Below are 24,932 nucleotides of genomic sequence, written 5' to 3'. Positions count from 1 at the left end.
TAGGGAAGGCCCGTTCATACCGAGGTGGTCTCATATGGTCTTACGCGCTGGAGACGGGACGAACTGATGCGAGGGACTCTCGCGACGCCGGAGTGATCGATGTTCCGCAGACGGCCGGCCGACAGCAGCGAGGAGCTGCTGGTCCGACTCGGGTCGCTGACCGCCCGGGCGCGGGAGCTGGCCGAGACGCAGCGTTCCCGCGTCGAGCTCGCCGTGGCCCTGCAGCGCGGGATGCTGCCCCCGGACCTCCCCAGCTTTCCGGGCGTCCGGCTGGCCGTCGGCTACATGCCCGCCAACCACGGGCTCAACGTCGGTGGCGACTGGTACGACGCCTTCGTCCTGCCCGACGGCCACATCGGCATGTCCATCGGTGACGTGCAGGGGCACAACATCGAGGCCGCCGCCTTCATGGGGCAGGTCCGCGTGGGACTGCGCGCACTGGCCTCCGTGAGCGGGGACCCGGGAGAGCTGCTCGCCCGCACCAACGACCTGCTGGTCTCCCTGGGCGCCGATCTCTTCGCCACCTGCACCTTCCTGCGGCTCGACCCCGCCGCCGGCACCCTGGAGTGCGCCCGGGCCGGTCACATCCCCCACATCTGGGCCACCGCCGACGGCCGCTCCGGCATCGACGACGGTGAGGGCGGGCCCCCGCTCGGCGTGCTGCGCGGGGTCGACTATCCCGTCACGCGCCACCGGCTCGCCACCGGTGGTGTCTTCGTCCTGCTGACCGACGGGGTGGTGGAGGGGCCCTCGCTCCACCTCGACGACGGCCTGGACCAGGTGATGCGGCTCGCCGGGATCACCGCCGTCGCCGGGCTGGACGTCGACGCGCTCGCCACCGCCGTCATGAAGCTGGCGAGCACGGTGGGGCACGAGGACGACGCCGCCGTCCTGGTCGTCGGCCACGACGGCGGTACGGCGTGGCCGACGACCAGGGCCTGAGGGGAGGGGCCTCGCCCCCGGTCGGCCCGCCCCCGAACGGGTGACCGCCCGACGCACGGCGCCAGGAGCGCACCGGACCGCATCCGGCCGGGTCGGACCGGGCTCCGGGGCGGATCGGACCCGTTCCGTACGGCGGCGTCCGACACGCAGGGGGTTCTTGCCCGGTCGAGGCGGTCCGGCCGGTGTCTGATGGCTGGTGTGTTGGTTACTCGGCAGTTCCGGCCCCCTACGGAAGCGGCCCTGCTCTCGCTGGCCGTGGCCGCTTGCTACTACGCGGCCGGACGGCTCGGCCTGCTGGGCCGCCTCGTCGTCGAAGGCGTGGTGGTCACCCCCGTCTGGCCACCCACCGGTGTCGCCGTCGCCGCCCTGCTGCTGCTCGGCGTGCGGGTCTGGCCCGGGATCGCCCTCGGCTCCTTCCTCGTCATCGCCTCCCTCACCACCCCGGGGCTCACCACGGCGGTCACCGTCGTGAGCAACACCGCCGCGCCGCTCTGCGCCTTCCTGCTGCTGAGACAGGTCGGCTTCCGGCTCGACATGGCGCGGCTGCGGGACGGGCTCTCCCTGGTCTTCCTCGGCGGGTTCGGTGCCATGCTGATCAGCTCGACGGCGGGGGTCGGGCTGCACGTGGCCACGGGTTCCCTGGACGAGCGCGAGTTCTGGGCCGTCTGGCTGGCCTGGTGGGCGGGCGACACGATGGGGGTGCTGCTCGTCGCCCCGCTCCTGCTCGTGCTCGCGGGCCCGGCCGGACGGTTCCGGGTGCGGCGCTGGAAGGAGGCGGTCGCCCTGGGGCTCGCGACCCTCGTCCTCGTACCGCTGGCCGTGCTCAGTCCGATGAGCCTGCTCTTCCTCGTCTTCCCCCTGCTGGTCTGGGCGGCACTCCGCTTCCAGCTCGCCGGAAGCGTGCTGTGCGCGCTCTTCGCGTCCGTGCTCACCACCGCCGAGGCGACTTCCGGGCAGGGTGCCTTCCTCCACCTGTCGGACGTCGAGATCATGGTCAAGCTCCAGGCGTTCAACGGCTCCGCCGCTCTGACGGCCCTGCTCCTCGCCTCCGTCATCACCGAGCAGCACGCGATCCGCCGGTCGGTGCGCCGCGCCTGCGAGGAACTGGCGGAGGTCCTGGAGCACCTCGCGGCGGGCGAGCCCTCACCGGGCCCGCCCAGCCCCACCGGGCGCCGGGATCCGTGATCCCGGTGGGGGTGCCCGGGTTGTACGGGCGGGGTGCGGGACGCCGCGTCGGCGCGTTGTCGAGCACGCTTCTCGGGACCACCCCTCAGCCCTGGAGGGCCTCCGTGATCCGCAGAGCGGCCTGAGCAGGCGTGAGGTGGGTGGTGTCGACGACCTCGGCCTCGTCGTGCAGCCACGTGCGGGCGGCCTCGGCGTAGGGCTCGAGGTACGCGAGGCGGAACGGGGAGTCGGGGCCGGTGAGGGTGTCGTTCGCGATGCGCCCGCGGAGGGTGTCCTGGTCGGCGTGGAGGACGAAGTGCCGTACCGGAACGGCGTGGCGGGCGAGGCCCGAGCTGATCTCGCGCCAGTACTGCTCGACCAGGACGGTCATGGGGATCACCAGGGTTCCGCCGGTGTAGTCGAGTACGCGACGGGCGGTCTCGACCACGAGGGGCCGCCACGGCGGCCAGTGCTGGAAGTTGTCCGTCTCGGGCAGCCCCGGCGTGATGTCCATGAGCGTCTCGCCGACCTTCTCGGCGTCGAACACGCGTGAATCGGGGATCAACTGCTGTACGAGCGCGCTGGTCGTCGTCTTGCCCGCACCGTGGGTGCCGTTCAGCCATACGATCATGGGTCCGACACTAGGGGGTGTCCGGCGGGTCAGGATCGGGGGGCCGCGGCGTGCGGGGCTGCCGGTACACGTATGCGGTGAAGCGGTCGGCCTCGTAGAGCAGGGGCCCGGGGCCATGGATGCGGCCAGTACCGCAGGTGTCGGTCCCGGCTCCGTAGAACGGTCCGCGCACGTTGAGCCGCGTCCGCTCCGTCCTCGGTGTCACTGCTGTTTCAGTCATGCGCATGAAGATGATCGCGGCTGTCGAGTTCCTCGGCGTGCTGCTCACCGGCTGTGGGACCGGTGCGGATGACGACTCCGCGCCGAAGCCCGCCTTTCCGGCATGGTGCGCCGGCTCCGGGGCGCCGTGCCCGAATGTGCGGAATCCGCTGCGACGCCATCTGACCGTACGTCAGACTCGAACTCCCCCGCACGGAGCGGCGGTCGGGCGGCAGGTCGAGGAAGGGCGGCGTGGTGCTGGGCAGCTTCGGGCAGGTACGACGGATCGTCGGGAGACGGGACGCGCTCAAGTACGGGGGACTCGGGCTGCTTTCTCTCGCCCTGGCGGCGTGCGGCGGGAAGAAGGGCGACGGCGGGGGCGGGCGGACCTCGGACGGCAGACCCGCCAGTGCCACCGTCACGGGCGCGGCCGTCGAGGCGTTCGCGCAGGGCACGTGGAACCTCTCCTTCACCCCGCCGGGGGAGGTGAACGACGAGTACGCGCGGATCGAGATCAAGGGGCGCAGATGGAGCCTCGACGGCGACGACGAGACCGGTTCGTTCGAGCTCACGGGAGGCCGGTTGACCGTCAGGGTGGACGGCAGGTCGTCGGAGAACGTCTGGGCGGGGGCCGGCGTACCGGGCACGGTCGGCCACAAGGCCTCCCACACCCTGCAGTGGGGTGAGGACGCGACGTCCGGCACCAGCGATCCCGGCTCGCCGGTGGACACCACACCCTTCCCGCTGCCGGTCAGCTGGGACGGCACCGCCCTGCGGATCCAGGCGCAGAACGGCGTGTTGATCACCGCCGTGCGCGCCTGAACCCTCCGTACGTGCCTGATCCTCCGTACGTGCCTGAGTCCTCCGTCCGCTCAGCCCTCGGCAAACGGTCTTCACCGGTTCAGGCGCGGTTCCTGGGCAGTCCGAAGCCCGCCATCTGCTTCTCCTCGTAGGACAGGAAGCCGAGGCTCCGGTAGAACGCGTGGTTGCGCTTCCCTTCCGGTGACGACTCGTGGTCCGTGGAGAGGAGGAGGAACCGGCAGTGCGAGTAGCGTCGCACGAGGTGTTCGACCAGGGCCCGGCCGACGCCCTGCCTGTGGTGCGCGGGGTCGACCACGACGTCCTGGACGTAGCAGATGTGTTCGTCGTCGGAAACGGTCCGGGCCAGGCCGAGGAGCGTTCCCGAACCGTCTCGCGCGGTGATGACGAGGTGAGAGTTCCGCAGGCCGCGGCAGAGCTTGTCGACGTCGGCGGTGTAGCCCTCCCAGCCGACCGAGTCGTAGAGGCTCAGCATCTCGTCGGGGTCGAAGACGTCCTCTTCCATGACGAACATGTCGAGCTCCCTGTGACAGTGCCGCTTCCCGATGCCGGCTTCTCGCCCCATCCGACGTCACCCCCGTGGGTCACGTCAAGATCGTCGGCCGTGTCCGGGTCGGCGGCGCTCCGCCCGCCGCAGTCAGGAATTCCGGCGCCGCCGCACCGCCTCCCACGTCGGTTCGTGGAAGCCGTCGATCTCCCGTGACCAGCCTGCGCCCCAGTTCCTCGGCGACCGAGCTCTTTCCCGCACCGGGCAGTCCCGCCATCGCGGTCAGCAGGAGCCCAGCCTGGCATGGTCGGTTGGTCGGTTGGTCGGCCGGTCGGTTGGTCGGTTGGTCGGTTGGTCGGTTGGTCGGTTGGTCGGTTGGTCGGTTGGTCGGCCGGTCGGCGGTCGGCGGTCGGTCACGGCAGGTCAGGATCCGCCCGCGCTCCGCGGCCGCACGTCTTCGAGGACGAGGTCCGGGAGGGCGGTCGGTCCCGGGAGTACGCGCCGGTCGTGCGTACCGCAGAGGGCCGCGAGGCGAGAGGGCGCAGGGTCGCTCGGGAACCACGTGTCACGCGGTCCGTCATCCGCGGCACCACCGACAGAGCCCTCGCCGGCCCGCTCGCGGCGGGTGCGACGGCCCGGATCCCGCGTCTCGCACGTTTGCACGTGAGGAGCGGTGGAAGAGTTGACTCCGACGACCGGTCGGCCGGGTCGCGGTCGGGGCGGCCGGACCTCCTCGACGCCTTGACCCGAACGGGAGCCCTCCGTTGCGCTTCTACGCCCAGACACCCGCCCGCCGGAACCGCCAGGTGCTCGTGGACCTGATCGCCGTGGCCCTGATCGCCGTCGCGGTGTGGGCGGCCCTCGCCGTCCGCGGGACGATCATGCTGCTGGCCGAGCCGGGGCGCAAGGTGGAGAGTTCCGGCGACAGCCTCGCCAAGGAGCTCGGGGAGGCGGGCGACGCGGCGTCGGACGTGCCGTTCGTCGGTGACGTCCTGGAGAAGCCGCTCCGGTCCGCGGCGGACGCCAGCTCCGGTTTCGCCGACGCGGGCGTGTCGTTCCAGGAGACCGTCGGTCAGGTCGCCGACGTGATCACGGCGGCCCTCATCGTCCTTCCGGTGCTCTTCGTCCTGCTGCTGTGGCTCCCGCCGCGTCTGCTCTGGATCCGGCGCAGCGGCACCCTGCGCCGCCTCGCCGAGGCTCCCGGAGGCGCCGACCTGCTCGCCCTGCGCGCCCTCACCGGTCCTCCGGGAGCACTCGCCGGGCTGCCCGTCCCGCCCGGCGGGTGGGCCGATGCCTGGCGCCGGGGGGATCCGCGGGCCATCACCGACCTCAGCGCGGTCGCGCTCGGACACGTCGGGCTCCGGCCGTGAGGAGTCGTCGGAGAGCGGCAGGGCTTCGGTCGGCCGGGTGAAGGCGATACTGATCGTGGTGGGCGCTCCGCCGCCGAGCCGGCCGCGAGTCCGGCCGGTGGGGACGTGCCTTGTCGATGCCTCCGAGGGGAGCCGTTCATGAGTACGGCGAAGGACCTGTTCATCATCACCGTGGAGCCGGAACCGGAGCGTGCCGTGGGGCAGGGCGACCTGTCGCTCGCGCTCGCGGGGGCCGAGCTGGTCGATCTCATCGGCGCGGGGGCCGTCGCCGTGGACGGCGACCGCATCGTGCCGGGCGGGCCGCCGGTGTCGGACGACCGGCTCCTGGGCGAGGCCGTGACGGGGCTCGTCCGGCAGCCGCCCTACGAGCGGATCGAGGACTGGCTGTGGCGCCGGGGCCGGGACCTCTCGTCCGTGTACCGGGCCGCGCTGGAGGAGGACGGGGAGCTGACGCGGAAGCGGAGCGGCCGGTCGCCCTTCGGTTCGGAACGCGTGGTGCCGGTCGACACGCCCGCCCGCCGCCGGGCGGCCGACCGTTGGGAGGCGGGCGACCCCGTCCTGGCCGTCCTCGCCTCGGCCGTGGGAATCGGCGACGAACGGCCCGACGAGCAGCCGGGGCTCGACGACGAGGCGGTGACGACCGTGGTGGCCGCCGTCCACGACGCGGTGATGGAGCTGGAGGCCGTACGCCAGAGGCGGACCATCGAGAACGCGGCCTTCGCCAACCTCTGGCGCGGACCGTGAGCCCAGTCCTCGACCGAGGTCGAGGTCGAGGTCGGGACCGGGACCGGGACCGGGGCCGAGAGGTTTCCCTCGGCGGGCGTCGGGCGGACCGCCGCGGCCGGAGCGTCAGTCCGCGTACACCAGGAACAGGAACAGGACCGCGAAGGGCACCACGGATCCCGCGAGCAGTGTCAGCGCCGCCGGGGCCGCCGCCGTCAGCCGCTCCCGTCCCTTGCGCCGGCCCGAGCGGAACACCGCGCGGGCGAGGACGAGCGGCAGCGCCACGAGGGCGAGGAAGACCACCGGCACCACGAACCGGCTGAACGCGGTGGTTCCGGTGTCGGTGACCAGGTGCCGGGCGGTCACGCCGAAGACCGCCACCGGGCCGGCGAGGAGGCCGAACGAGAGGGCCGACGCCAGGGCGACGGTCAGCCCTTCGGTCGCCCGCTCGGCGCGCGTACGCTCCCCGCGCGTTTCCGTTGCGTGCGCTTCTCCCGCGCGCACTCCCCCGGCCTGGCCGTGTTCCATGTCCGTTTCCCCCAGTGACGTGGCCCGGTGCCCTCGGCGCTCCCGGGCCGTACGTACGATGATCACACAGTCCGCCGGTCCTGTTGCGCCGACTTCTCAACCCAGTCGTACGACCGCCTTGTGGGTGGCCGCGAGGGTTCCCGGGGTGACGCGGAGCCGGAGCGCGGCGCCCGTGCCGAGGACCTGGACCGCCGGGTCCCGGGAGAGGACGGCGGAGACGGGGCGGTTCCACGTCAGGTCGATCGCCGCGCCGTCCCGGAGGGGGCCGGAGACGCAGAGCGTGGCCGTGGTGCCCGACTCGCGGATCAGGACCGACGCGGGGGCGCCGGCCGTGACCTCGCCGACCGTGCCGGCGAGCCAGAGGTTGACGCCGGTGAGGCCCAGGGAGGGGACGCGCACGCCCTGCTGGTCGTCGGTGTTGGCGAGGACGGTGACCCAGCCCCGGTCGGCCGCGCGGGCCGCGGTCCGCTCCCGGCTCGCCCCCGGCATGAGGACGTACGCGTACGTCGCCCAGGTCGGGTCGGTGCCGTGGTCGAACCAGAGCGTCAGGTACCGGCGCGTGACCGGGTCGGTCACGGCGCCCAGGTTGATCTCCGACCACCTGCCCGTGCGCGCCTGGCGCAGGGCCTTGAGCGAGGAGGGCGCGCCGCCCGGGAAGACGTAGCCGGCGTGCCCCGCGAGGTGCGCCCAGCGGGCCCCGGTGAGCGTGGCGCTCCAGCCGGGCGCCGTGGACTGGGCGGCGCCGTCGACGGTGAGGGCGTGGACGCCGTTCTCGCCGAGGTTGCGGTTCTCCACGATCGACTCGACTCCGGTGCCGTCCCGGCCGTGGATCCCGGCGCCCAGGCAGACGACCGCGTCGTCGAGGAAGAACCAGGACTTCTTGGCGAGGAGCGTGGAGGAGAGCCCCTTCAGATACTGTCCGACCGCCGCGTACGTGCCGTCCGTCGCCCCGCCGACCCAGCGGACGTCGGGCCGCGCGGCGCCCCAGGTGCCGCCCTCGCCGTCGGCGAGCGGTTTGCGGGAGGCGGTGGTGCCGGGCAGCCGGTAGGGGTCGACGGTGGGCCAGAAGTCGTCGCTGTACTGCCCGTTGGCGAAGGTGTCGCCCCACCAGTAGAGCATGCCCGAACCGCTGTGCCAGGCGCGCAGGTTCTCGCCGTTGCCGTTCTCGTAGTACGTGATCCGCTTCGAGGCCATGGAGAGCGAGGCCGCCCAGCCCGGCCGCCGGTGCACGGCCCGGTCCATGCCGGGGAAGAGCCGGTGCCCGGTCGGCTCGGGGCTCGGCGCGGCCGGACCGTCGGCGGTCTCCTTGAGCCGGGCGAGCGCGGCGACGCCGAGGGCGGGGCTCGTCAGGAGCGGGCTGTAGGAGGCGCGGGCGATCCAGCCCTTGACCATGCCCTCCCAGCGGGTCTTCTCGGCCGCCGAGGCGCTCCGCGCGAGCAGGGCGACGCAGGCGATGATCCCGTGGCCGCGCAGGTGGTCGTCCTGCCGGACGGCCCGGGTGTCGGTCTTCTGCACTCCCCGGCTGACCGCCCGGCCGGAGACGGCGTCCATGGCGAGGCCGTTGAAGAGGAAGGGCGCGTACGCCTTCTCGACCGAGTCGAGCACCACCTGCCGGCCGCTGTCGGTGACCTCCCAGGCGGAGCCCTTGAGCAGGGCGAAGAGGTGGGAGAGGCCGCCGAGCATGACGGCCCCGTACGAACCGGCGTAGGGGACGTAGGTGTGCTGGACGAAGCTGCCGTCGGCGTAGAGGCCGTCGCCGGAGGTGACGTACGGGAAGACGGGCGAGAGCGCGTCGCGGGCCAGGGCGAGCTTCGCCGGGGACTTCCCGAGGACGCCACGCAGCGCGAGCACCCGGCAGAGGTCGACGCGGTTGGCGCCGGTGGAGGTGCCGGTGTAGTGCGCGACCGCGCCGTCCGGGACGAAGTGGTCGACGGCGGCGCAGTGTTCGGCGACGCGGGCGGTGCCGAGGTGGTCGTACAGCAGGACGTCGATGTCGAGCAGCGCCTGCGGAGCGCCGATCTGCCAGCTGTACCAGTTGCCGTACCGGACCTGGCCCGCGTGGTACGCCTGGTCGTGGAGGTGGTCGAGGCCGGCGAGGATCTCGTCGCGCAGCCCGGTGTCGCCGGTGAGGCCGGTGCCAGGCTGGGCGTACGCCTCGGCGAGGGTGCGCAGCCGCGCGTAGCTGTTCTGGAGGTTCCCGGAGTACGTGTAGGACTCGGCGTCCGTGTCCGGCTCGGGGTCCGCGTAGGGAAGGTCCGGCCAGAGGGAGCCGTGCGCCGGCGCCATGGCGGCGCGCAGGTCGCGGGCGGTGGCGCCGAGCGCGGCCAGCTTGGCGGCGAAGGGCTCGGCTCCCGCGTCGAAGCCGGTGCCGAGGAGCAGGTCGCGCCAGGTCGCACGGAGGGTGTCGTAGGCGTCGGCGGCGTGCGCGGGGGACGGCGCGGCGAGCGGGAGGGTGAGGGCGGCGGTGCCGAGAGCGGCGCGGAGCAGACCGCGACGGGAGAGCGGGGAGACGGGTCCGGGGGAGGCGGGTCCAGGGGAAGCGGCTCCGTCGGTGGATGACGAGGGCGATGAGGGCATGGCGGGGCAGACCTCTCGGATGGACGCGGGGGAAGGTGCCCGGGCGAGCGCCCGGGGCGGCCCTGTGGCCGACAGCATGCCCGGGATAGAAAGCGATTACTACCCCTGGGGGAGGCGGGAGTTCCGTTCCGTGGGGGGCGGGCCCTCACCGGCCGTGGGCGGTCTTCGGCGGGGCGTCAGACGAGCGGAGCCGTGCTGTCCCGGGCGATGAGCCGCGGGAGCAGGAGGCGCCGGTGCGGCTCGGCGGGCCCGGCGGATCCGGTGGCACCCGTGCCCCCGACCGCGTCGAGGAGCAGCGTGACGGCCTCGCGCGCCATCTCCCTCTTGGGCAGGGCGACGCTGGTGAGGGTGGGGCGGGCGAGCAGGCCTTCCGGCGTGTCGTCGTGGGCCACCACCGACAGGTCGTCCGGGATCGAGCGCCCCTGGGCCCGGGCGGCTTCGAGGGCTCCGACGGCGAGCACGTCGTGGGTGGCGAACAGCGCGGTCGCCGCCGGATGGGCCCTCAGGGCCTCCTCGGCCGCCGCGACCCCGCCCGTGAACGACGGCTCCGCGGCCGTGTGCACGGCGGTGTCGGGGACGTCCAGGCCGTCCTCGGCGAACGCGCGGCGGAAGCCGCTCACGCGCATCCCGTGGGCCGGGCTGGCGAGGACGGCCACCTTCTCGTGGCCGAGTGCGCGCAGGTGCCGTCCGGCGAGGTGGCCGCCGTGCTCGTAGTCGATGGTGACCACGGGGAAGCGTGCGGGGGCCCGGGTCTCCCAGGCGCACAGGACGACCGGGAAGCGGGCGCGGGACAGCAGCGGCAGGTGGTCGGTCAGCCCCTCGTCGCCCGCGATGAGGAGGGCGTCGACGGACCGGCTGGTCAGTCCGGCGAGGTGCCTCCTGGCGCGCTCCCCGTCCCGGCGGGTGGTGCACAGGAGCAGGCGGTAGCCGTGTTCGTCGAGGACGTCCTCGGCCTCCTCGGCCAGTTCCGCGTAGAAGGCGGTCGACACGGTCGGGACGAAGAGGCCCACCGTGCGCGTGCTGCCGGTGGCGAGCGAGCGGGCCACCAAGTTGGGGACGTAGCCGAGTTCGGCGATGGCCTCGCGGACCCGGGCCTCGGTGGCGGGCCGTACGGCGACACGGCCGGAGAGGACGTTGGAGACCGTCTGCTTGGTGACGCCGGCGCGGTCGGCCACGTCCTGCATCGTCGCCATGGCCACCTCGTCCTCGCCGATCACAAACGGCTGCAACGTACTGCGGGAAAGAGGGCCCGTCAACGCCCGCGCCACCGGCTCCGGGAAAAGCGGCGCTTCCGCTCCAAGGCTCTTGTTTTACCGGTCAAATGAGCCGTACGGTCCACCCAGCCGACGGCGGCCGAGGCTCGGGGCCGTCGGTGCGGCGCGTCCGTCGCGCCACGCACCCCACCCCACCGCACCGCACTCCTGAAGCTCCCGGACCGCGGAATCCCGGTCGCCGCTCCCCCATCCCCACGGCGCACCGCACCGCCCCGCACACGACCACCGTCCGCAAGGACGCCCCCCACCAGGAGCCGCCCCCTCTCGGCTCCCCCCGATCAAGGAGTACTCGTGACCACTCCTCGAACCAGACTCGCCGGAGCCCTCGTCGCCGCCGTACTGGCCCTCGCGGGCGGCGGCACGCTGAAGGTGCCCGCGGCGGCCGCCGCACCGGCCGGCGCCTCCTCCGCCGCCGACGCCTCGTACACCGTCACCGTCGGCGCCAAGGGATCCTGGACGCATCCCGACGACACGCCCGCCGGTGCGTACATCGACAAGGACGGCACGTTCTACTTCCAGCAGGCCCACGCCCTCTACGGCGCGAACGACCCGCGGAAGTGGAGCTTCTTCACCGGCACCGACTTCGACACCGCCACCCGGTCGAGCGCCCTCAGCGACGCGGCCGACCCGGCCAACCCCGACGACCGCAACAACGACACGACGTGGCGCTGCAACAACAGCCCGACCGGCGTGAAGTCCACCCGGGCCCCTTCGACGGGCTCCTACGCCCACCGCAACTACTGTGATCTGGCGGGCGTGTGGGTCGATCCGGACACGGGCGACTGGTACGGCCTCGTGCACAACGAGTTCACCCCGCAGCCCTTCGGCGACGGCGTGCACTACGACGGCATCGACTACGCCGTCTCCAAGGACCAGGGCCGCACGTGGACCATCAAGGACCACGTCATCACCTCGCCGTACAGCACCGAGCGCGGTGACACCGCCGCCTTCCCGCAGCAGACCTACCACTACGGCACCGGTGACCCGAGGCTGTTCGTCGACACCGGATCCGGCTACTTCTACGTCTTCTACGGCTCCCGGATCGTGAACAAGGGCGGCGGCTGGGCCGCGTTCCACGGGCACGTCGCCCGCGCCCCGATCTCGGGGAAGATGGCGCCCTCCTCCTGGCGGAAGTGGTACGGCGGCGCCTGGTCCCAGCCCGGCACGGGAGGCCGCGAGAGCACCATGGTCCCGGTCAGCTCCGGCAGCACGACGGGGTACGTCCCGCCGTCGAAGGAGTACGACCCCGCCAACAGCGGCAGCGTGAGCCAGCAGGTGGCCGCGGGCCTGACGCCCCCGACGTCCCCGCTGTTCGTCATGGACATCACCTACAACGCCCACCTCGGCCTGTACATCGGCCAGCCGCAGGCGGTCGACCAGAGCGGCGGCGCCTCCCAGGAGATCTACGCCACCGCCGATCTGACCACCCAGAAGTGGTTCCGGCTCGGCGACACCGGCGCCTACAAGAACGCCTCCTGGTACCGCTGGTTCCTCGACGGCGGCAACAGGACAGGCTCCGGGATCGTCGGCAGGAACTTCCGCTCGTACTGCTCCTTCGGCTGCTCCGGCGGGTCCAGTGGCGAGTACGTCAACCTGACGATCAACACGACCGGGCCCGCCGCGCCGGTCGACACCTCCAAGGCCTACCGCATCTCGGGCGGCGGCGGCCGCGTCCTTGCCCAGGTCTCCGGCGGTTCGGCCACCACCTCGCTCGCCGCCGCCACCGGCTCCGGCCTCGACGCCTGGACCTTCGCCTCCAACGGCGACGGCTCCTACCGCATCGCCAACTCCGCCACGGGCGGGCTGCTCGGCGTGAGCAGTGCCTCCACCGCCGCCCGTGCCTGGGGCACCAGGCCCACGGTCACCGCGGCCGGGTCCGGCGGGCCCACCGTCGGTCAGCAGTGGTTCGTCGTCCGCGGCACCTCGCCCGCCGACGGCGCGGCCACCGGCACGTACAAGCTGGTCAACCGTTACAGCGGCCTCGTGATCGGCCTCTCCGCCGACTCCGGCCGCCTCGCCGAGACCACCCCGGCCCGCAGCTGGACCAACACCACCGGCAACCCGGTCGGCGGCACCCGCACGGCCGCCGAGCAGACCCTGACCCTGACGCCGACGGCCCAGGCCCCCGAGACGGTGACGGTCGGCAGCCCGGGCAACCGGTCGACCGTGCTGAACGAGGCCGTCTCCCTCCAGCTGGAGGCCGTCGACTCCCTGGGCAAGCCCCTGACCTTCGGCGCCACGGGCCTTCCCGCCGGTCTGGGCATCAGCGCCGCCGGTCTGATCACCGGCACCCCCACCACGGCGGGGACGTCGACGGTCACCGTGACCGCGTCCTCCGGCACCGCGTCCGGCTCGACGACCTTCACCTGGGCGGTCACGGCCTCCTTCGACGGGGTCCACACCCTCACCGCCGCGGGCAAGGCGCTCGACAACCCCGACCACGGCACCACCGCCGGCACCCGGCTCATCACCTGGACGCCGACCGGCGGCGCCAACCAGCGCTGGACCTTCACCCGGCGGTCCGACGGGACCTACGAGCTCAAGAACGCCGAATCCGGTCTGTGCGCCGACGTCGAGGGCGGCTCCACCAGTGCCGGTGCGAGGATCATCCAGTGGACCTGCACCGGCGGGGCCAACCAGCGCTGGTCCCTCACCCGCCGGGCCGACGGCACCCACACCGTCGCCTCCGCGGCGAGCGGACTGGTCCTGACCACCGCCTCCTCCGCCGACGGCGCGGCCGTCACCCAGCAGGCCGACACCGGCGGCACGCTCCAGCGGTGGACCGTCGGCTGACGCCACCGCGACCGTGAGCGACCGGCCGGGACCCCGTGCGGCACACGGGGTCCCGGCCGGTCCTCTCTCCGGTTCGGCGCACTCGACACGAAAGGACTTCCGTCCGTTCGCGGGGTCCGCGTCACGTCCGAAAGACGTGTGTCCGAAAGACATGCGTCCGGAAAACGCGCGTCCGGAAGGGCGGGCGTCCTCGTTGAACCCGGCGGCACCCCGAACCCCCCTTCCTGGAGGCCGTCATGTGGCCCTTGCCCACCGTCCCGGTCGTTCTTCCCGCCCGGCTCCTCTCCCACCGACCGAGGAGGGTCCGTTGAGCGGGGACGGGCGGCACACGGTGCCGGTGGACGTGCACCTGATCGCCGTCCGCGACGGGGAGAGGGGGCCGGAGGTCCTGCTGTCGAGGCGGGCCGGCGCCGTCTACGCAGCGGGGCACTGGCACTTCCCCTCAGGTCACGTCGACAGACCCGCCGAGGACGTCGTCACCGCGCTCGTCCGCGAGACGCGGGAGGAGACGGGCCTGGTCGTGGACCCGGACGACGTGCGCGCCGCGGTCACCGTGCACCACCGTTCCCCGGACGGACGCGCGCGGGTCGGGTTCTTCTTCGAGGTCCGCCGCTGGTCCGGAACGCCGGAGGTCATGGAGCCCGAGGTGTGCGACGGCATGGGGTGGTTCCCGCTCGACGCCCCGCCGGAACCGACGGTCGCCTACTGCCGCGCCGGCCTCGACGCGTACCGGACCGGCGCCGGGGTCGCGCTGCACTTCCAGGAGCCGGGCGACCCGATCGGCCACGACCCGGCCGCGGACCGGCTCCGCGTCGTCCCCCGGCCGGCCGGCCCCGGCACCCCGGAGACGCCGAACCCCGCACGGAGCACCGGCATGCGCGAAACTCGCCGTTCCATGCGCGATCCTGCTTAGAACTGCCTCTCAACGAGCACCTATTGACACACCCCTGATCGCCCCGTCAGAGTCGTCACGCGTCCGCTGCCGCATGCCGTACGTACTGAGGAGCGATGAACCCATGTCACAACTCCCCGCAGTCTCGCGCCGCCTGCTCCTGGGAGGCGCCCTGGCCACCACCGGGGTCCTGGCGACCGGGGTGGGAGCCGCCCCCGACGCGGCCGCGGCGGTGACGGCGGCGTCCGCGCCACGCCGGAAGCCGGGCCAGAAGTCCATGATCGACGTGCCCTACGACGTCCACCGGACGGTGCGCGTCGGTGTGATCGGACTGGGCAACCGGGGTTCCGGCATGACCACGGGCTGGTCCGTCGTCCCCGGCTGTACGGTCACCGCCGTCTGCGACGTGCGCGCCGACCGCGTCAAGCGGGTCGCGGACGGCCTCGTCGCGGCCGGCAGGCCCCGCCCCGCCGAGTACGGCGGCTCGGCCGACTCGTACGCGCGGATGCTGCGGCGCGACGACGTCGACCTCGTCTACATCGCCACGCCCTGGGAGTTCCACCACCCGCAGGGCAAGGCCGCGCTGCTCGCCGGCAAGCACGTCGTCGTCGAGCTGCCCATCGCCACGGAACTCGACGAGCTGTGGGACCTCGTCGACACCTCCGAGCGCACCCGCAGGCACCTGATGCTCTCGGAGAACTGCAGCTACGGCCGCAACGAGCTGGCCATGCTCAAGATGGCGCACGAGGGGCTGTTCGGCGACGTCACGAACGGACACGGCGGCTACCTGCACGACCTGCGCGAGCTGCTGTTCTCCGACACGTACTACACCGACGCGTGGCGGCGGCTCTGGCACACCCGGAGCACCGCCTCCTTCTACGCCATGCACGGCCTCGCGCCGATCGCCGCGGCCATGGACATCAACCGGGGCGACCGCATGACCACCCTGCGCGCCACGGCGACCGAGCCGAAGGGCCTGGCCGACTACCGGGCGCGGTTCGTGCCGAGGGACCACCCCTCCTGGAAGGAGACGTACGTCAACGGCGACCTGGTCACCTGTCTGATCGAGACGGCCAAGGGCCGGGTCATCCGGGCCGAGCACGACGTGAGCTCTCCGCGGCCCTACAGCCGGATCAACTCCCTCGCCGGCAGCCGGGGCATCTTCGAGGACTACGCGGGCGTGCTGTCGGCCGACGGCGGACGCGTCTACGTCGAGCCGGACCACAGCGGGCACTCCTGGCGGGACTTCGGCTCCTACCGCAAGGAGTTCGACCACTGGCTGTGGAAGAAGATCGGGGACGACGCGGAGAACAACGGCGGTCACGGCGGCATGGACTACGTCCTGCAGTGGCGGACGGTCCAGCTCATGCGGGCGGGCCTGGTGCCCGACATCGACGTCTACGACTCGGCGGCCTGGTGCGCCCCCGTCCCCCTGAGTGTCATGTCCCTGGCAGCCAAGGGGCGTCCCGTGCAGATACCGGACTTCACCCGGGGCGCCTGGGTCAACCTCCGCACGGGTCTGGACTCGCGCGCCACCGAGATGCCCCCCGTCGTCTGACCCCGCCTCCATCCCCTCCCCCACCGTGAAGGAGCCGTACGTGAGACCAGCAGGACCGATCGGATCGCTCGGGGCCCTCGTCGTGGCGGGCGCGCTCGCGCTCCTCCCCGTCGCGACCGCGACCGCCGTCCCCACGACGGCCTCGACCCCGATCTCGACCACAGCCACGGTCGCGGCCGCGGCCACCGCGGTGACGATCTCCCCCGTCGACCTGGACGGGCCGGCCGTCTCGACGGTGAAGGTGACCGTCACGAACGCGGGACCGGAGCGGATGCGCTCGCTGAAGGTGTCCTTCGAGGGGCCGGTCGGCTGGGCCGTCCAGCCCTCGGTCCTCGAAGTGGACGGCGCCCTGGCCAAGGGCGCCTCCGCCGAGGCCGCCTTCCGGATCCGGGTGCCGGAGCGACGCCCCGGCTTCACCGTCCGCACGTTCACCGCGACCGCGACCTACCGGGGCGGCGACGGAGCCGGGTCCGCCACCGGGACCAGGACGCAGCACAGCGGTACTCCCCTGGCGAACCTGGCCGCCGCGTACAACAACGTGGGGGTGACCGACGAGAGCGACACGGCGCCCGGGAACTACGACGGCGGGGGCAACAGCTTCTCCGCGCAGAAGCTCGCCGACGCCGGGCTGCGTCCCGGCGGGACCGTCAACGCCCTGGGCGCCGAGCTGCGCTGGCCGGACGTGCCGAGCGGGACCAGGAACAACGTCTCCGCCGCGGGCCAGGCCGTCGCCCTGAGCGGTACGGGCACCCGGCTCGTCTTCCTCGGCTCGGGCGTGACGAGCGGGGCGTCGGGCACCGCGACCGTGTACTACACGGACGGGACGAGCAGCACCGGCTCGTTCGGGTTCCCGAACTGGTCGTTCGATCCGGCGAACGCCCACGGGGCGACCCTGGTGGCGTCGAGCGACGGGCGCAACCGGCCCGGCGGGTACGGCAACGCCGGCATCGCGTACCGCGTGTTCGCCCACTCGATCCCCCTCGACCCCGCCAAGCGGGTGGAGTTCGTGGTGCTGCCGGGCAACGGCAACATCCACCTCTTCGACCTGGCCATCGGGCGGTGAGGGGCGCCGCGGCCGTTCATTAGGGTGATGCCATGCCTGCCATGCTGAGTTCATCGAAAACCGCCGCCGCGCTGCGCACGGCAGCACGCGTCTCCGCCGAGTCGCTGCTGGTCCTGCTGATGGCGGCCGTGGCCCTGTGGATCCTGGGCCGCATGTGGTCGGTCGTCTGGCCGCTCATAGTGGCCCTGTTCCTCACCACCATGACCTGGCCCCTCGCCCGCTTCCTGCGGAGGCTCGGGTGGGCGCCCGCCCTGGCCGCGGCCGTGGTCACCGTCCTCTTCCTCGTGGTCGTCGCGGGCATCGTGGCGCTGATCGCGGTGCCGGTCGCGTCCCAGTCCGGCGAGTTGGCCGACGGCGTGGTCGAGGGGATCCAGAGGCTGCGCGAGTGGGCCGCCGGGCCACCGCTGAACATCGGCGACGACCAGATCTCCGGCGCCTTCGACGCCGCGGTCGCACGGATCCAGGACAGCGTCGGCAGCATGGTCACCACCGTCGTCACGGGTGTGAGCACCGTGTTCAACGGTCTCGTCACGGCCGTCCTGGCGCTCTTCCTGATGTTCTTCTTCCTCAAGGACGGCCCGCGTTTCCTGCCGTGGCTCACCCGCCAGCTTCCCGGCCGCCTCGCCACCGACGTCCCCGTCGTGGCCGAGCGCGGCTGGGAGACCCTGGGGGCGTTCGTGCGCTCGCAGGCGTTCGTCGGCCTGCTCGACGCCGTGTTCATCGGCCTGGGCCTGTGGTTCCTCGACGTGCCCCTGGTGCTCCCCCTGGCCGTGCTGACCTTCGTCTCCGCGTTCGTGCCGATCGTGGGCGCCCTGTTCGCGGGTCTCGTCGCGGTGCTCATCGCGCTGGTGTCGAACGGTCTGACGGACGCGCTGATCGTGCTCGCGATCATCGTCGTGGTGCAGCAGCTGGAGGGCAACGTGTTCCAGCCGATGATCCAGAGCCGCGGCCTCGGTCTGCACGCGGCGGTCGTGCTCCTCGCGGTGACGCTGGGCGGCAGCCTGGCCGGCATCGTGGGCAGCCTCCTCGCGGTGCCCGCGGCCGCGCTGGTCTCGGTGGTCTGGAACTACCTGCGCGAACAGCTCGCCGCTCCCCCGCGCGAACCGGGCGCCGACGATCCGGACAGTGACGGTCCGGACGCCGGCGATCCGCACGCCACCGCCGCCGTGGCGTCGTAGGACGCGCCCTCGGCCGGGCCTCCGGGCCGTACGGGAGGACGGGCGGGACCGGCCGGAGTCGAACCGGCGTCCTCGCGATTTTGGAGACCGCGCGCGTCGACCTCTGCGCTACGGCCCCGCCCGACGGCGATCCTACGCGGCGGACGGCTCGCGCGGTCGAAGGGGGGCCGACGCGCTCCGAGCCCGCGCCGGCGGTGTCTCGAAACGTCTCCCGTTGTCACCCGTAAGTTGAGGTGATGGGCGGATCACCGGACCGCCCACCGGGTCCGGCGCCACAATGCGCGCATGGACGAACACTGGAAGCGACGACTCGACGAAGTACGCGCGGGGCTGGTGCGGGAGGGTGATCCCGTCGCCTGGGTGACCGAGGCCGACGCCGCCGAGGCCGCCGTGCGGTATCCGCGGCTCGCCGTGCGCGGTTCGCTGTTCGGGGTGGCGGCGCGGGAGGCGGGCGCGGACGCCCCGTGGCGGGTGGTGATGCCGTTGCAGGACGGGATGCCGCAGCAGACCCGGGACGGCCTGCAGTCGAAATTCTTCTTCTGGGCCAAGGACGACACCGACGACCCGGAGGTGCGGCGCGAACTCCTCGCGGCCGTACGCGTCCTCGAACGGGAGCCGGTCGACGAACTCGTCGTGCTGGGCACGACGTACCGGATCGTGCGGGGCGACGAGGTCGCGCGCATGGGCGACGACGGTCTCGAACCGCCGCGCCCCACCGACCCCGAGCCGGTCTTCCGGGTCTGGGAGCGGCAGCGCGGCGCCCGCCGCTGCCTCGACACCGGCACCGTGCTCGACCCGGAGAAGGTGCGCGGACTCATGGCCGAGGCCCTGCGGATCGGGCTGCGGGAGTTCCACTACGCCGGGAAGCGCTACCCGGCCGCCGTCCGGGCCGACTCCCGCAAGGCGGTCACCACCCATCCGGACGTCGCCATGCTGCCCGTCGGCTTCGGCATCGTGGAGCGCTCCGGCGACGTCTGGCAGCCGGTCGGCGGCCTGGCGCCGTCCCCGCACGAGGCGCGGCGGGACCTGTACGACGACCTCACCGACCTGTGGGCCCGGCTGTACCAGTGGGGCGACGAGAAGCGGGAGCGGTACCGGCGGGCCGGTGAGCTGTTCCGGGCCGCCGAGCGCGCCGACGAGGTACGGGTGGACGGCCGGGAGTTCCGGATCTGCCGCGTCGAGCGGATGGTCCGCTTCGGCCCCGACGGTCCCGAGGGGCCGCGCCCCTCGGACATCGACGAGTACGGGCCGACGAAGATGCACCCGCGCATGGACGAGGACGGCACGCTGCACTACGAGGAGGAGGACGCGTAAGGAGAGGCCCGCGGTCGTGGCTCCCCGGTCGGTGGCGTCCGGACCGCGTTCCCGTGCCCGGACGGAGAGCCGTTCCCTCCGGGCACGGATACGGCCAATCGGAGCGGCGCCCTCCGTCCGCGGGGGCGCCGCTCCGCGAAAAGCCCGTGGGAGCTGCGCCGGAGCGCGATCCGGCGGGCCGGTGCGCCGCCGGTGTCGTACAAGCATCGTCCGGCCGTCACGGAGCCGTCACACCGCCGTCGTCGTCCCATCGAACGCGCCGACCTCAGGATGGCCTGAAACCCTACGGCTCGACTCCCCTCCCCCGCACCGGCGTTGATCACGCCTTTTCCACCTCACATACTGCGCTGGCCGGTGGCGGGCGCCCTCGCGCCCCGACCGGAAACGACCGATCCACCCCATCCCTGACTCCTGGGGGAGACTTGCGCGCACATGTGAAGAGAGCAGGCGCCTTCACCGTCGCGGTGGCCGCTTCGGCGGCCCTGGCGGCGGGCACGACCGGCCCCGCGACGGCGATCGCCGCGCACGCGACGGCCGCACCGGACATCACCCGCGTCGGCGGCGACCAGCGGATCCCGCTCGTCACCGGCGACCGCGTGGTGGTGGACGCCACCGGCCGGATGGTGGGCTTCGAGGCCGCCGAGGGCCGCGCACACATACCCGTACAGCTGCGGCGCACCGGGGAGCACACCCTGGTGGTGCCCGCCGACGCGCAGCGCCTGATCGCCACGGGCAGGCTGGACCAGCGGCTCTTCGACCTCGACGTGCTCACCGACCCGAGGCTGCGCGAGAGCCACCGCGACGGGCTCAAGCTGATCGTGCAGTACGAAGGGGGCGCCACCGCCGCGCGGGCCGAGGTGCGCACGGCCGGGGAGACCCGGCTGCGGCGCACGTTCCCGACCCTCGGCGCCGACGCGGTCCACGCCTCGCGGGACGACCTGGCCGAGGTGTGGGAGGCGCTGACCGACCGGCGCAAGGACGGCGTACGCGCCACCGCCTCCGGCATCGGAAAGGTGTGGCTGGACGGGGTGCGCGGCGCGAGCCTGGACCGCAGCGTCCGGCAGATCGGCGCCGACCGGGCGTGGGAGTCCGGCTACGACGGTACGGGCGTGAAGATCGCCGTCCTCGACACCGGCGTCGACAAGACCCACGACGACCTGAGGACGCGGGTGGTGGGCGAGAAGAACTTCTCCGCCTCCCCCGACGCCGTGGACCGCGTCGGACACGGCACGCACGTCGCGTCGATCGCCGCCGGCACCGGCGCCAGGTCCGGCGGCCGGTACAAGGGCGTCGCCCCCGGCGCCGAGGTGATCAGCGGGAAGGTCCTCGACGACGAGGGCTACGGGGACGACTCCGCCGTCGTCGCGGGCATGGAGTGGGCCGCCGCCGAGGGCGCGGACGTGGTCAACCTCAGCCTCGGCAGCGCCGACAGCCCCGGCGTCGACCCGCTGGAGGCGACGATCGACAGGCTGTCCGCCGAGAAGGGCGTCCTGTTCGCCGTCGCGGCGGGCAACGAGGGCGAGGCCGGCGGGTCGACGGTGGGCTCGCCGGGCAGCGCGGACGCCGCGCTGACCGTCGGCGCGGTCGACGAGGACGACCGGCTCGCCCCCTTCTCCAGCACCGGGCCGCGCGTCGGCGACGGCGCCGTCAAGCCGGACGTGACCGCGCCCGGCGTCGCCATCACCGCGGCCGCCGCCCCCGGCAGCGCCCTCGACACCCGCCCGGGCACCCCGCACCCCGCTCCGGGGTACCTCCAGATCGACGGCACCTCCATGGCGACCCCGCACGTCGCGGGTGCGGCCGCGATCCTGAAGCAGCGGCACCCGGACTGGAAGTCCGCCGAGCTCAAGGGCGCGCTGGTCGCGTCCGCCGAGGGCGGCGACCACACCGCCTTCCAGCAGGGCTCGGGCCGCGTCCAGGTCGACCGGGCGCTGTCCCAGAGCGTGATCGCCGAACCGGTCTCGCTGAACCTCGGCACGGCGCGGTGGCCGCACGCCGACGACGACCCCCTCACCGGGAAGGTCGTCTACCGCAACCTCGGGGCCGACGACGTCACCCTCGACCTGTCGGTGTCCGGCCTGGACCCGGCGGGCGGGCCGGCCCCGGCCGGCTTCTTCGCGCTCGGCTCCCCGCGGGTGACCGTGCCCGCCGGCGGCACGGCCGAGGTGGACCTCGTCGCCGACACCAGGATCGGTGACGCCGACGGCGCCTACTCGGGCTACGTCACCGCCACCGGCGCGGGGCAGTCCGTCCGTACGGCCGCGGTGGCCGTACGGGAGGCGGAGTCCTACGACCTCACGCTCAGGACCCTCGGCCGCGACGGCACCGACGCACAGAACTTCTCCAGCACCCTGGTCGGCGTCGGCGGCCCCGCCGCGGGCTTCGAGGCCCGCGTCGACGACGAGCCGGGCGACCGCACGATCCGCGTCCCCAAGGGCTCGTACACGCTCAGCACGGCCGTCTACCAGGATCCGGCGGACTACACCAAGGGCACCGACTGGATCGCCCGGCCGAAGCTGGACGTCACCGGTGACACCACGGTCGTCGCCGACGCGCGCACCACGAGGCCGGTGGCCCTCACCGTGCCGGGCATCGACAAGGCGGACTACGCGGGGACGTACTACGAGCGCGCCACCGACATCGGCCGGGTCGGCAACGGCTGGGTCCTCCGGGGCTTCACCGGATTCCGCACCGCCCACACGGGCCCGGCCGTCACCGACGGCTCCCTCCTGCAGACCTGGGACGCGCACTTCCTCAAGGACGCCACCAGCCAGTACGCGGTGGCCTTCGGCGGCAAGGTGAGCAGGGTCGCGACCGGATACGCCCGGCACGTGAGGGCGAACGAGCTGGCCACGCTGAAGGTCGGCCTCGGCGCCTCCGCCCCCGGGAAGTCCGCCCTCGCCTCCCCGTACGCCCACCTTCCCGGTGCGCCGGAGGGCAACGGCTTCTCCGCGCCCCAGCCGGCGCCGGGCACGCGCACCTTCCACGTCTCGACCGGCGACGGGGTCACGTGGCTCACCCGGTTCAACCAGACGGGCGAGCCCGACGAATGGGGCTACCCGGCCTTCGAGGGTGCCTACGAGATGGTCCGGCCGAAGCGGTACGAGGCCGGCGGGACGTACCGGGAGACGTTCAACACCGGGGTCTTCGGCCCCCTCCTGGGCGAGGGCATGGGCGTCTTCCGCACCGCCCCCGACCCGGACACGGGCGAGCAGCGGCTCGTCGGCGCCCTGCCGCTGCTCGCCGACGGCGAGGGCCACGCGGGGAGCACGCGATACGCCTCCGCCACGTCGACGCTGTACCGCGACGGCGTCGAGGTCGGCCGGAACGACGACCCGCTGAGCGGCTCGCAGCCCTTCACCGTGGACGCCGCCGACGCCGAGTACCGGCTGACGGCCTCCGTGGAGCGCCCGGCGGACGTCGCCGCGGCCTCCACCCGGATCGACGCCGGCTTCACGTTCCGCTCGAAGCAGGTCGCGGCCACCACCGCCCTGCCGGTGTCCACGGTCCGCTTCGCGCCCCCCGTCGACCTCGCCTCGCGCCTTCCCGCGGGCCTTCCGGTCCTGGTGCCGGTGACCGTGCAGGGCTCGGCGGCCGGCGGGAACCTCAAGGCGCTGGCCGTGTCCGTGAGTTACGACGACGGGAAGACCTGGAAGTCCGTGGAGGTCCGAGGCGGCCGGATCTCCGTGAGGAGCCCGGCGAAGGACGGCGGCATCGCCCTCTCCGCCGAGGTCACGGACAAGCAGGGCAACACGTCGACCCTGACGATCCGCAACGCGTGGTACGGCAAGTGACGCCGACCGCCTGACCGTTGCGCCCCGGCCCGGTGCCCCCGCCTCGGGCGGCACCGGGCCGGGGTGCGTCCGGGTCCGGCTCCTCCTCCGCCGCCACCACGATCTGGTCCGCGTCCTCGTAGAGGACCCTGCCGGGGTTCGAGGACTCCAGACGGTGGCACTCGACGCCGTGGGCCGCGAGGAGTTCCAGGTAGCCGTCCACGCGCTCGATGAGGTGCCGGGCGGACGCCTTGAACCAGGCGACGGCGCCCGGATGCACCCGGGGGTCGTACACGGCGGGGTCCACGTGGGTCGGGTTGGTGTAATGGGCGTCGTACCAGTCGTTGCCGGCCCTCCAGAACCGGTACTGCTCGTCGGTCAGCCTGCCTTGTGCCGCCAGCTCGTTGGCGAGCACGAAGACACCGGGGAAGTGCCCCCGCGGATGCCTCACCACTCCCTGGAACCGGACGAACGAAGTCTGCTCCACGGGTCTCTCCCCTTCGTGTCGTTCGTGCCCGGCCGACGCGGTCCGGGCGCCTTCGCGCGCCGGCCCGTCAGAGGGGCGCGACGCAGGAGCCCGGGCGGCCGGGCGAGTCGATCACGTACTCGGAGCGCAGGAGGTAGTCGCCGGGGCCGCAGGACGCCTCGTCCAGCACCCGGTACTCCGCCGACGGGGACCCGCAGTCGACCTTCCGCAACTGCTGGTCGGGCCAGTCGGCCTCGTTGCGTACGCAATCGCCCACGGACAGCGCGGCGGGCCCCCCGTCGTCCGTGAACAGGCCCACGAGCACCAGGGTGGGGACCGCCAGGGCGAGCAGGGCGACCGGGGTGAGGATCAGCATCGCGGGAGCCCGGCGCAGGACTCGCCTGCCGGGGTCGAGCGGCGGTCGCACGGCGCCGTACGGCTCGGGGAGGCGGCGCAGGGCGGCCCGGGCGCCGAAGACGTTCGCCAGGATCACGAAGGGCGTGACGAAGAGGGAGAAGAGGCCCCACCAGCCGGTCAGCAGGGTGCCGGAGGTCATCTGCCGGTAGACGGCGAGTCCGCACGTGCGGCAGAAGGTCCCGCGCCGCGTGACCGTGCGCATGACGACGATCATGCCCTGGTGGGCGCGGGCGGTCACGGCGGTCGCGGGCTGCGCCCCGCAGACCTCGCAGCCGGGCGCCGACGGGTACACGGGTGCGTACGGGTACGCGGGCGGGTACGGGTACGCGGGCGGGTGCTGCTGCGGGTACGGAGGCGGGTACTGCTGCGGGTGGTGCGGTGGATGCGATGGTGGATGCGATTGCGCATGCGGAAACGTCATGGTGCGGTTCCCCCTTCGACGTCGAACCAGCACCCTAACCGGCGCCCCGCCCACCCCATGCCGGGGCTCTTCCCCCTGGAGGGACGGCTCGTCAAGCCCCTTCGAGCGTTCAGGGTTTGAATACACACAGGTCGCATGAAGGCCTCCCGATGGGAGCCGCGCCGGTTTCAGTCGTTGTCCGTGTGAACTCTTGACGACGTGACGGGCTGACGGTTGACTCGCCCGCACCGCTCTGAGAGCGCTCCCAGAGCGGTCCCGGCAGCGATGTCGTCCCTTGACGCGGGGGCTCCGCGGTCGCGGACCGTGTTCGTGAAGTGATCGAAGGATCCCGCCCGTACTGAAGG

At 73.1% G+C, this 24,932-nt stretch carries 20 protein-coding genes, 1 tRNA gene and 2 pseudogenes; 12 read left to right on the top strand and 11 right to left on the bottom strand.

Annotated elements, in window-relative coordinates; all coding sequences use genetic code 11:
• The first annotated feature begins 99 nt into the window (after positions 1-99).
• Both ACIP5O_RS25945 and ACIP5O_RS25940 read left to right on the top strand, forming a co-directional pair.
• Entirely contained in the window at positions 100-942 is an 843-nt protein-coding gene (locus tag ACIP5O_RS25945) for a PP2C family protein-serine/threonine phosphatase (protein ID WP_401297140.1), read from the top strand.
• 189 nt (positions 943-1,131) lie between these two features.
• The gene (locus ACIP5O_RS25940; protein WP_401297138.1) at positions 1,132-2,127 is read left to right on the top strand and encodes an MASE1 domain-containing protein; all 996 of its coding nucleotides are present in this window, start codon (positions 1,132-1,134) and stop codon (positions 2,125-2,127) included.
• An 85-nt stretch (positions 2,128-2,212) separates the two neighbouring features.
• On the opposite strand, the gene ACIP5O_RS25935 is transcribed toward ACIP5O_RS25940, so the two are convergent.
• Both ACIP5O_RS25935 and ACIP5O_RS25930 read right to left on the bottom strand, forming a co-directional pair.
• A complete protein-coding gene (locus tag ACIP5O_RS25935) occupies positions 2,213-2,737 on the bottom strand; it encodes an AAA family ATPase (RefSeq protein ID WP_401297136.1) in 525 nt (174 codons plus the stop codon).
• A gap of 10 nt (positions 2,738-2,747) precedes the next feature.
• Entirely contained in the window at positions 2,748-2,957 is a 210-nt protein-coding gene (locus ACIP5O_RS25930) for a hypothetical protein (RefSeq protein WP_401297134.1), read from the bottom strand.
• A 230-nt stretch (positions 2,958-3,187) separates the two neighbouring features.
• Between ACIP5O_RS25930 and ACIP5O_RS25925 the strand changes: the two genes are divergently transcribed.
• Entirely contained in the window at positions 3,188-3,757 is a 570-nt protein-coding gene (locus ACIP5O_RS25925) for a hypothetical protein (protein WP_401297132.1), read from the top strand.
• A gap of 79 nt (positions 3,758-3,836) precedes the next feature.
• On the opposite strand, the gene ACIP5O_RS25920 is transcribed toward ACIP5O_RS25925, so the two are convergent.
• The 3 genes and pseudogenes from ACIP5O_RS25920 to ACIP5O_RS25910 form a co-directional block, all read right to left on the bottom strand.
• Positions 3,837-4,268 (bottom strand): GNAT family N-acetyltransferase, encoded by a 432-nt coding sequence (locus ACIP5O_RS25920; RefSeq protein WP_401297130.1) that lies wholly within the window; start codon positions 4,266-4,268, stop codon positions 3,837-3,839.
• Positions 4,223-4,624 (bottom strand): annotated as a pseudogene (locus ACIP5O_RS25915) (PT domain-containing protein); the annotation flags it as partial. The gene ACIP5O_RS25920 and the pseudogene ACIP5O_RS25915, both read right to left, overlap by 46 nt.
• Positions 4,555-4,803, bottom strand: a pseudogene (locus ACIP5O_RS25910) (PT domain-containing protein); the annotation flags it as partial. The pseudogenes ACIP5O_RS25915 and ACIP5O_RS25910, both read right to left, overlap by 70 nt.
• 202 nt (positions 4,804-5,005) lie before the next feature.
• On the opposite strand from ACIP5O_RS25910, the gene ACIP5O_RS25905 reads away from it, so the two are divergent.
• Positions 5,006-5,611, top strand: coding sequence for a hypothetical protein (locus ACIP5O_RS25905; protein WP_401297128.1), 606 nt, complete (start codon positions 5,006-5,008; stop codon positions 5,609-5,611).
• Positions 5,612-5,749: 138 nt separating this feature from the next.
• The gene (locus ACIP5O_RS25900) at positions 5,750-6,355 is read left to right on the top strand and encodes a GPP34 family phosphoprotein (RefSeq protein WP_401297126.1); all 606 of its coding nucleotides are present in this window, start codon (positions 5,750-5,752) and stop codon (positions 6,353-6,355) included.
• Positions 6,356-6,460: 105 nt separating this feature from the next.
• Here ACIP5O_RS25900 and ACIP5O_RS25895 read toward each other — a convergent pair whose 3' ends face one another.
• From ACIP5O_RS25895 to ACIP5O_RS25885, 3 genes are all read right to left on the bottom strand, one after another.
• The gene (locus tag ACIP5O_RS25895) at positions 6,461-6,862 is read right to left on the bottom strand and encodes a hypothetical protein (protein WP_401297124.1); all 402 of its coding nucleotides are present in this window, start codon (positions 6,860-6,862) and stop codon (positions 6,461-6,463) included.
• Between the two features lie 96 nt (positions 6,863-6,958).
• The gene (locus ACIP5O_RS25890) at positions 6,959-9,439 is read right to left on the bottom strand and encodes a polysaccharide lyase 8 family protein (RefSeq protein WP_401297122.1); all 2,481 of its coding nucleotides are present in this window, start codon (positions 9,437-9,439) and stop codon (positions 6,959-6,961) included.
• Positions 9,440-9,615: 176 nt separating this feature from the next.
• Positions 9,616-10,632: a LacI family DNA-binding transcriptional regulator gene (locus ACIP5O_RS25885; RefSeq protein WP_401297120.1), complete on the bottom strand. Its 1,017-nt coding sequence runs from the start codon at positions 10,630-10,632 to the stop codon at positions 9,616-9,618.
• Positions 10,633-11,004: 372 nt separating this feature from the next.
• On the opposite strand from ACIP5O_RS25885, the gene ACIP5O_RS25880 reads away from it, so the two are divergent.
• The 5 genes from ACIP5O_RS25880 to ACIP5O_RS25860 all read left to right on the top strand — a co-directional run bounded on the left by ACIP5O_RS25880 (position 11,005) and on the right by ACIP5O_RS25860 (position 18,197).
• Complete coding sequence (locus ACIP5O_RS25880) at positions 11,005-13,506, top strand: RICIN domain-containing protein (RefSeq protein WP_401297118.1); 2,502 nt, start codon at positions 11,005-11,007, stop codon at positions 13,504-13,506.
• 307 nt (positions 13,507-13,813) lie between these two features.
• On the top strand, positions 13,814-14,419 hold the full coding sequence (locus ACIP5O_RS25875) for an NUDIX domain-containing protein (protein WP_401297117.1): 606 nt from the start codon (positions 13,814-13,816) through the stop codon (positions 14,417-14,419).
• 103 nt (positions 14,420-14,522) lie between these two features.
• The gene (locus ACIP5O_RS25870; RefSeq protein WP_401297115.1) at positions 14,523-15,956 is read left to right on the top strand and encodes a Gfo/Idh/MocA family protein; all 1,434 of its coding nucleotides are present in this window, start codon (positions 14,523-14,525) and stop codon (positions 15,954-15,956) included.
• A gap of 40 nt (positions 15,957-15,996) precedes the next feature.
• Positions 15,997-17,019, top strand: a complete 1,023-nt coding sequence (locus tag ACIP5O_RS25865; protein WP_401297113.1) for an NEW3 domain-containing protein — start codon at positions 15,997-15,999, stop codon at positions 17,017-17,019.
• Between the two features lie 32 nt (positions 17,020-17,051).
• Positions 17,052-18,197 (top strand): AI-2E family transporter, encoded by a 1,146-nt coding sequence (locus ACIP5O_RS25860; RefSeq protein WP_401297112.1) that lies wholly within the window; start codon positions 17,052-17,054, stop codon positions 18,195-18,197.
• Positions 18,198-18,240: 43 nt separating this feature from the next.
• On the opposite strand, the gene ACIP5O_RS25855 is transcribed toward ACIP5O_RS25860, so the two are convergent.
• Positions 18,241-18,315: transfer RNA gene (locus ACIP5O_RS25855), tRNA-Trp, on the bottom strand.
• A 167-nt stretch (positions 18,316-18,482) separates the two neighbouring features.
• Between ACIP5O_RS25855 and ACIP5O_RS25850 the strand changes: the two genes are divergently transcribed.
• Positions 18,483-19,511 carry a DUF5954 family protein gene (locus ACIP5O_RS25850; protein WP_401297110.1) on the top strand — a complete coding sequence of 343 codons (1,029 nt, stop codon included), beginning with the start codon at positions 18,483-18,485 and terminating at the stop codon, positions 19,509-19,511.
• A 434-nt stretch (positions 19,512-19,945) separates the two neighbouring features.
• On the top strand, positions 19,946-23,305 hold the full coding sequence (locus tag ACIP5O_RS25845; protein ID WP_401297108.1) for a S8 family peptidase: 3,360 nt from the start codon (positions 19,946-19,948) through the stop codon (positions 23,303-23,305).
• Here the strand turns inward: ACIP5O_RS25845 and ACIP5O_RS25840 are convergent.
• Both ACIP5O_RS25840 and ACIP5O_RS25835 read right to left on the bottom strand, forming a co-directional pair.
• The gene (locus tag ACIP5O_RS25840) at positions 23,244-23,771 is read right to left on the bottom strand and encodes a hypothetical protein (RefSeq protein WP_401297106.1); all 528 of its coding nucleotides are present in this window, start codon (positions 23,769-23,771) and stop codon (positions 23,244-23,246) included. The two genes, ACIP5O_RS25845 and ACIP5O_RS25840, sit on opposite strands and share 62 nt — an antisense overlap.
• Positions 23,772-23,838: 67 nt before the next feature.
• On the bottom strand, positions 23,839-24,588 hold the full coding sequence (locus tag ACIP5O_RS25835; protein WP_401297104.1) for a hypothetical protein: 750 nt from the start codon (positions 24,586-24,588) through the stop codon (positions 23,839-23,841).
• Positions 24,589-24,932 lie beyond the last annotated feature (344 nt).

Origin of the sequence: Streptomyces sp. NPDC088915 (genome assembly GCF_044749825.1) — a bacterium.
Classification (GTDB): Bacteria; Actinomycetota; Actinomycetes; order Streptomycetales; family Streptomycetaceae; genus Streptomyces.
The sequence above is the reverse complement of the archived record's forward strand: the minus strand, read 5'-3'. Positions and strand labels throughout refer to the sequence as shown.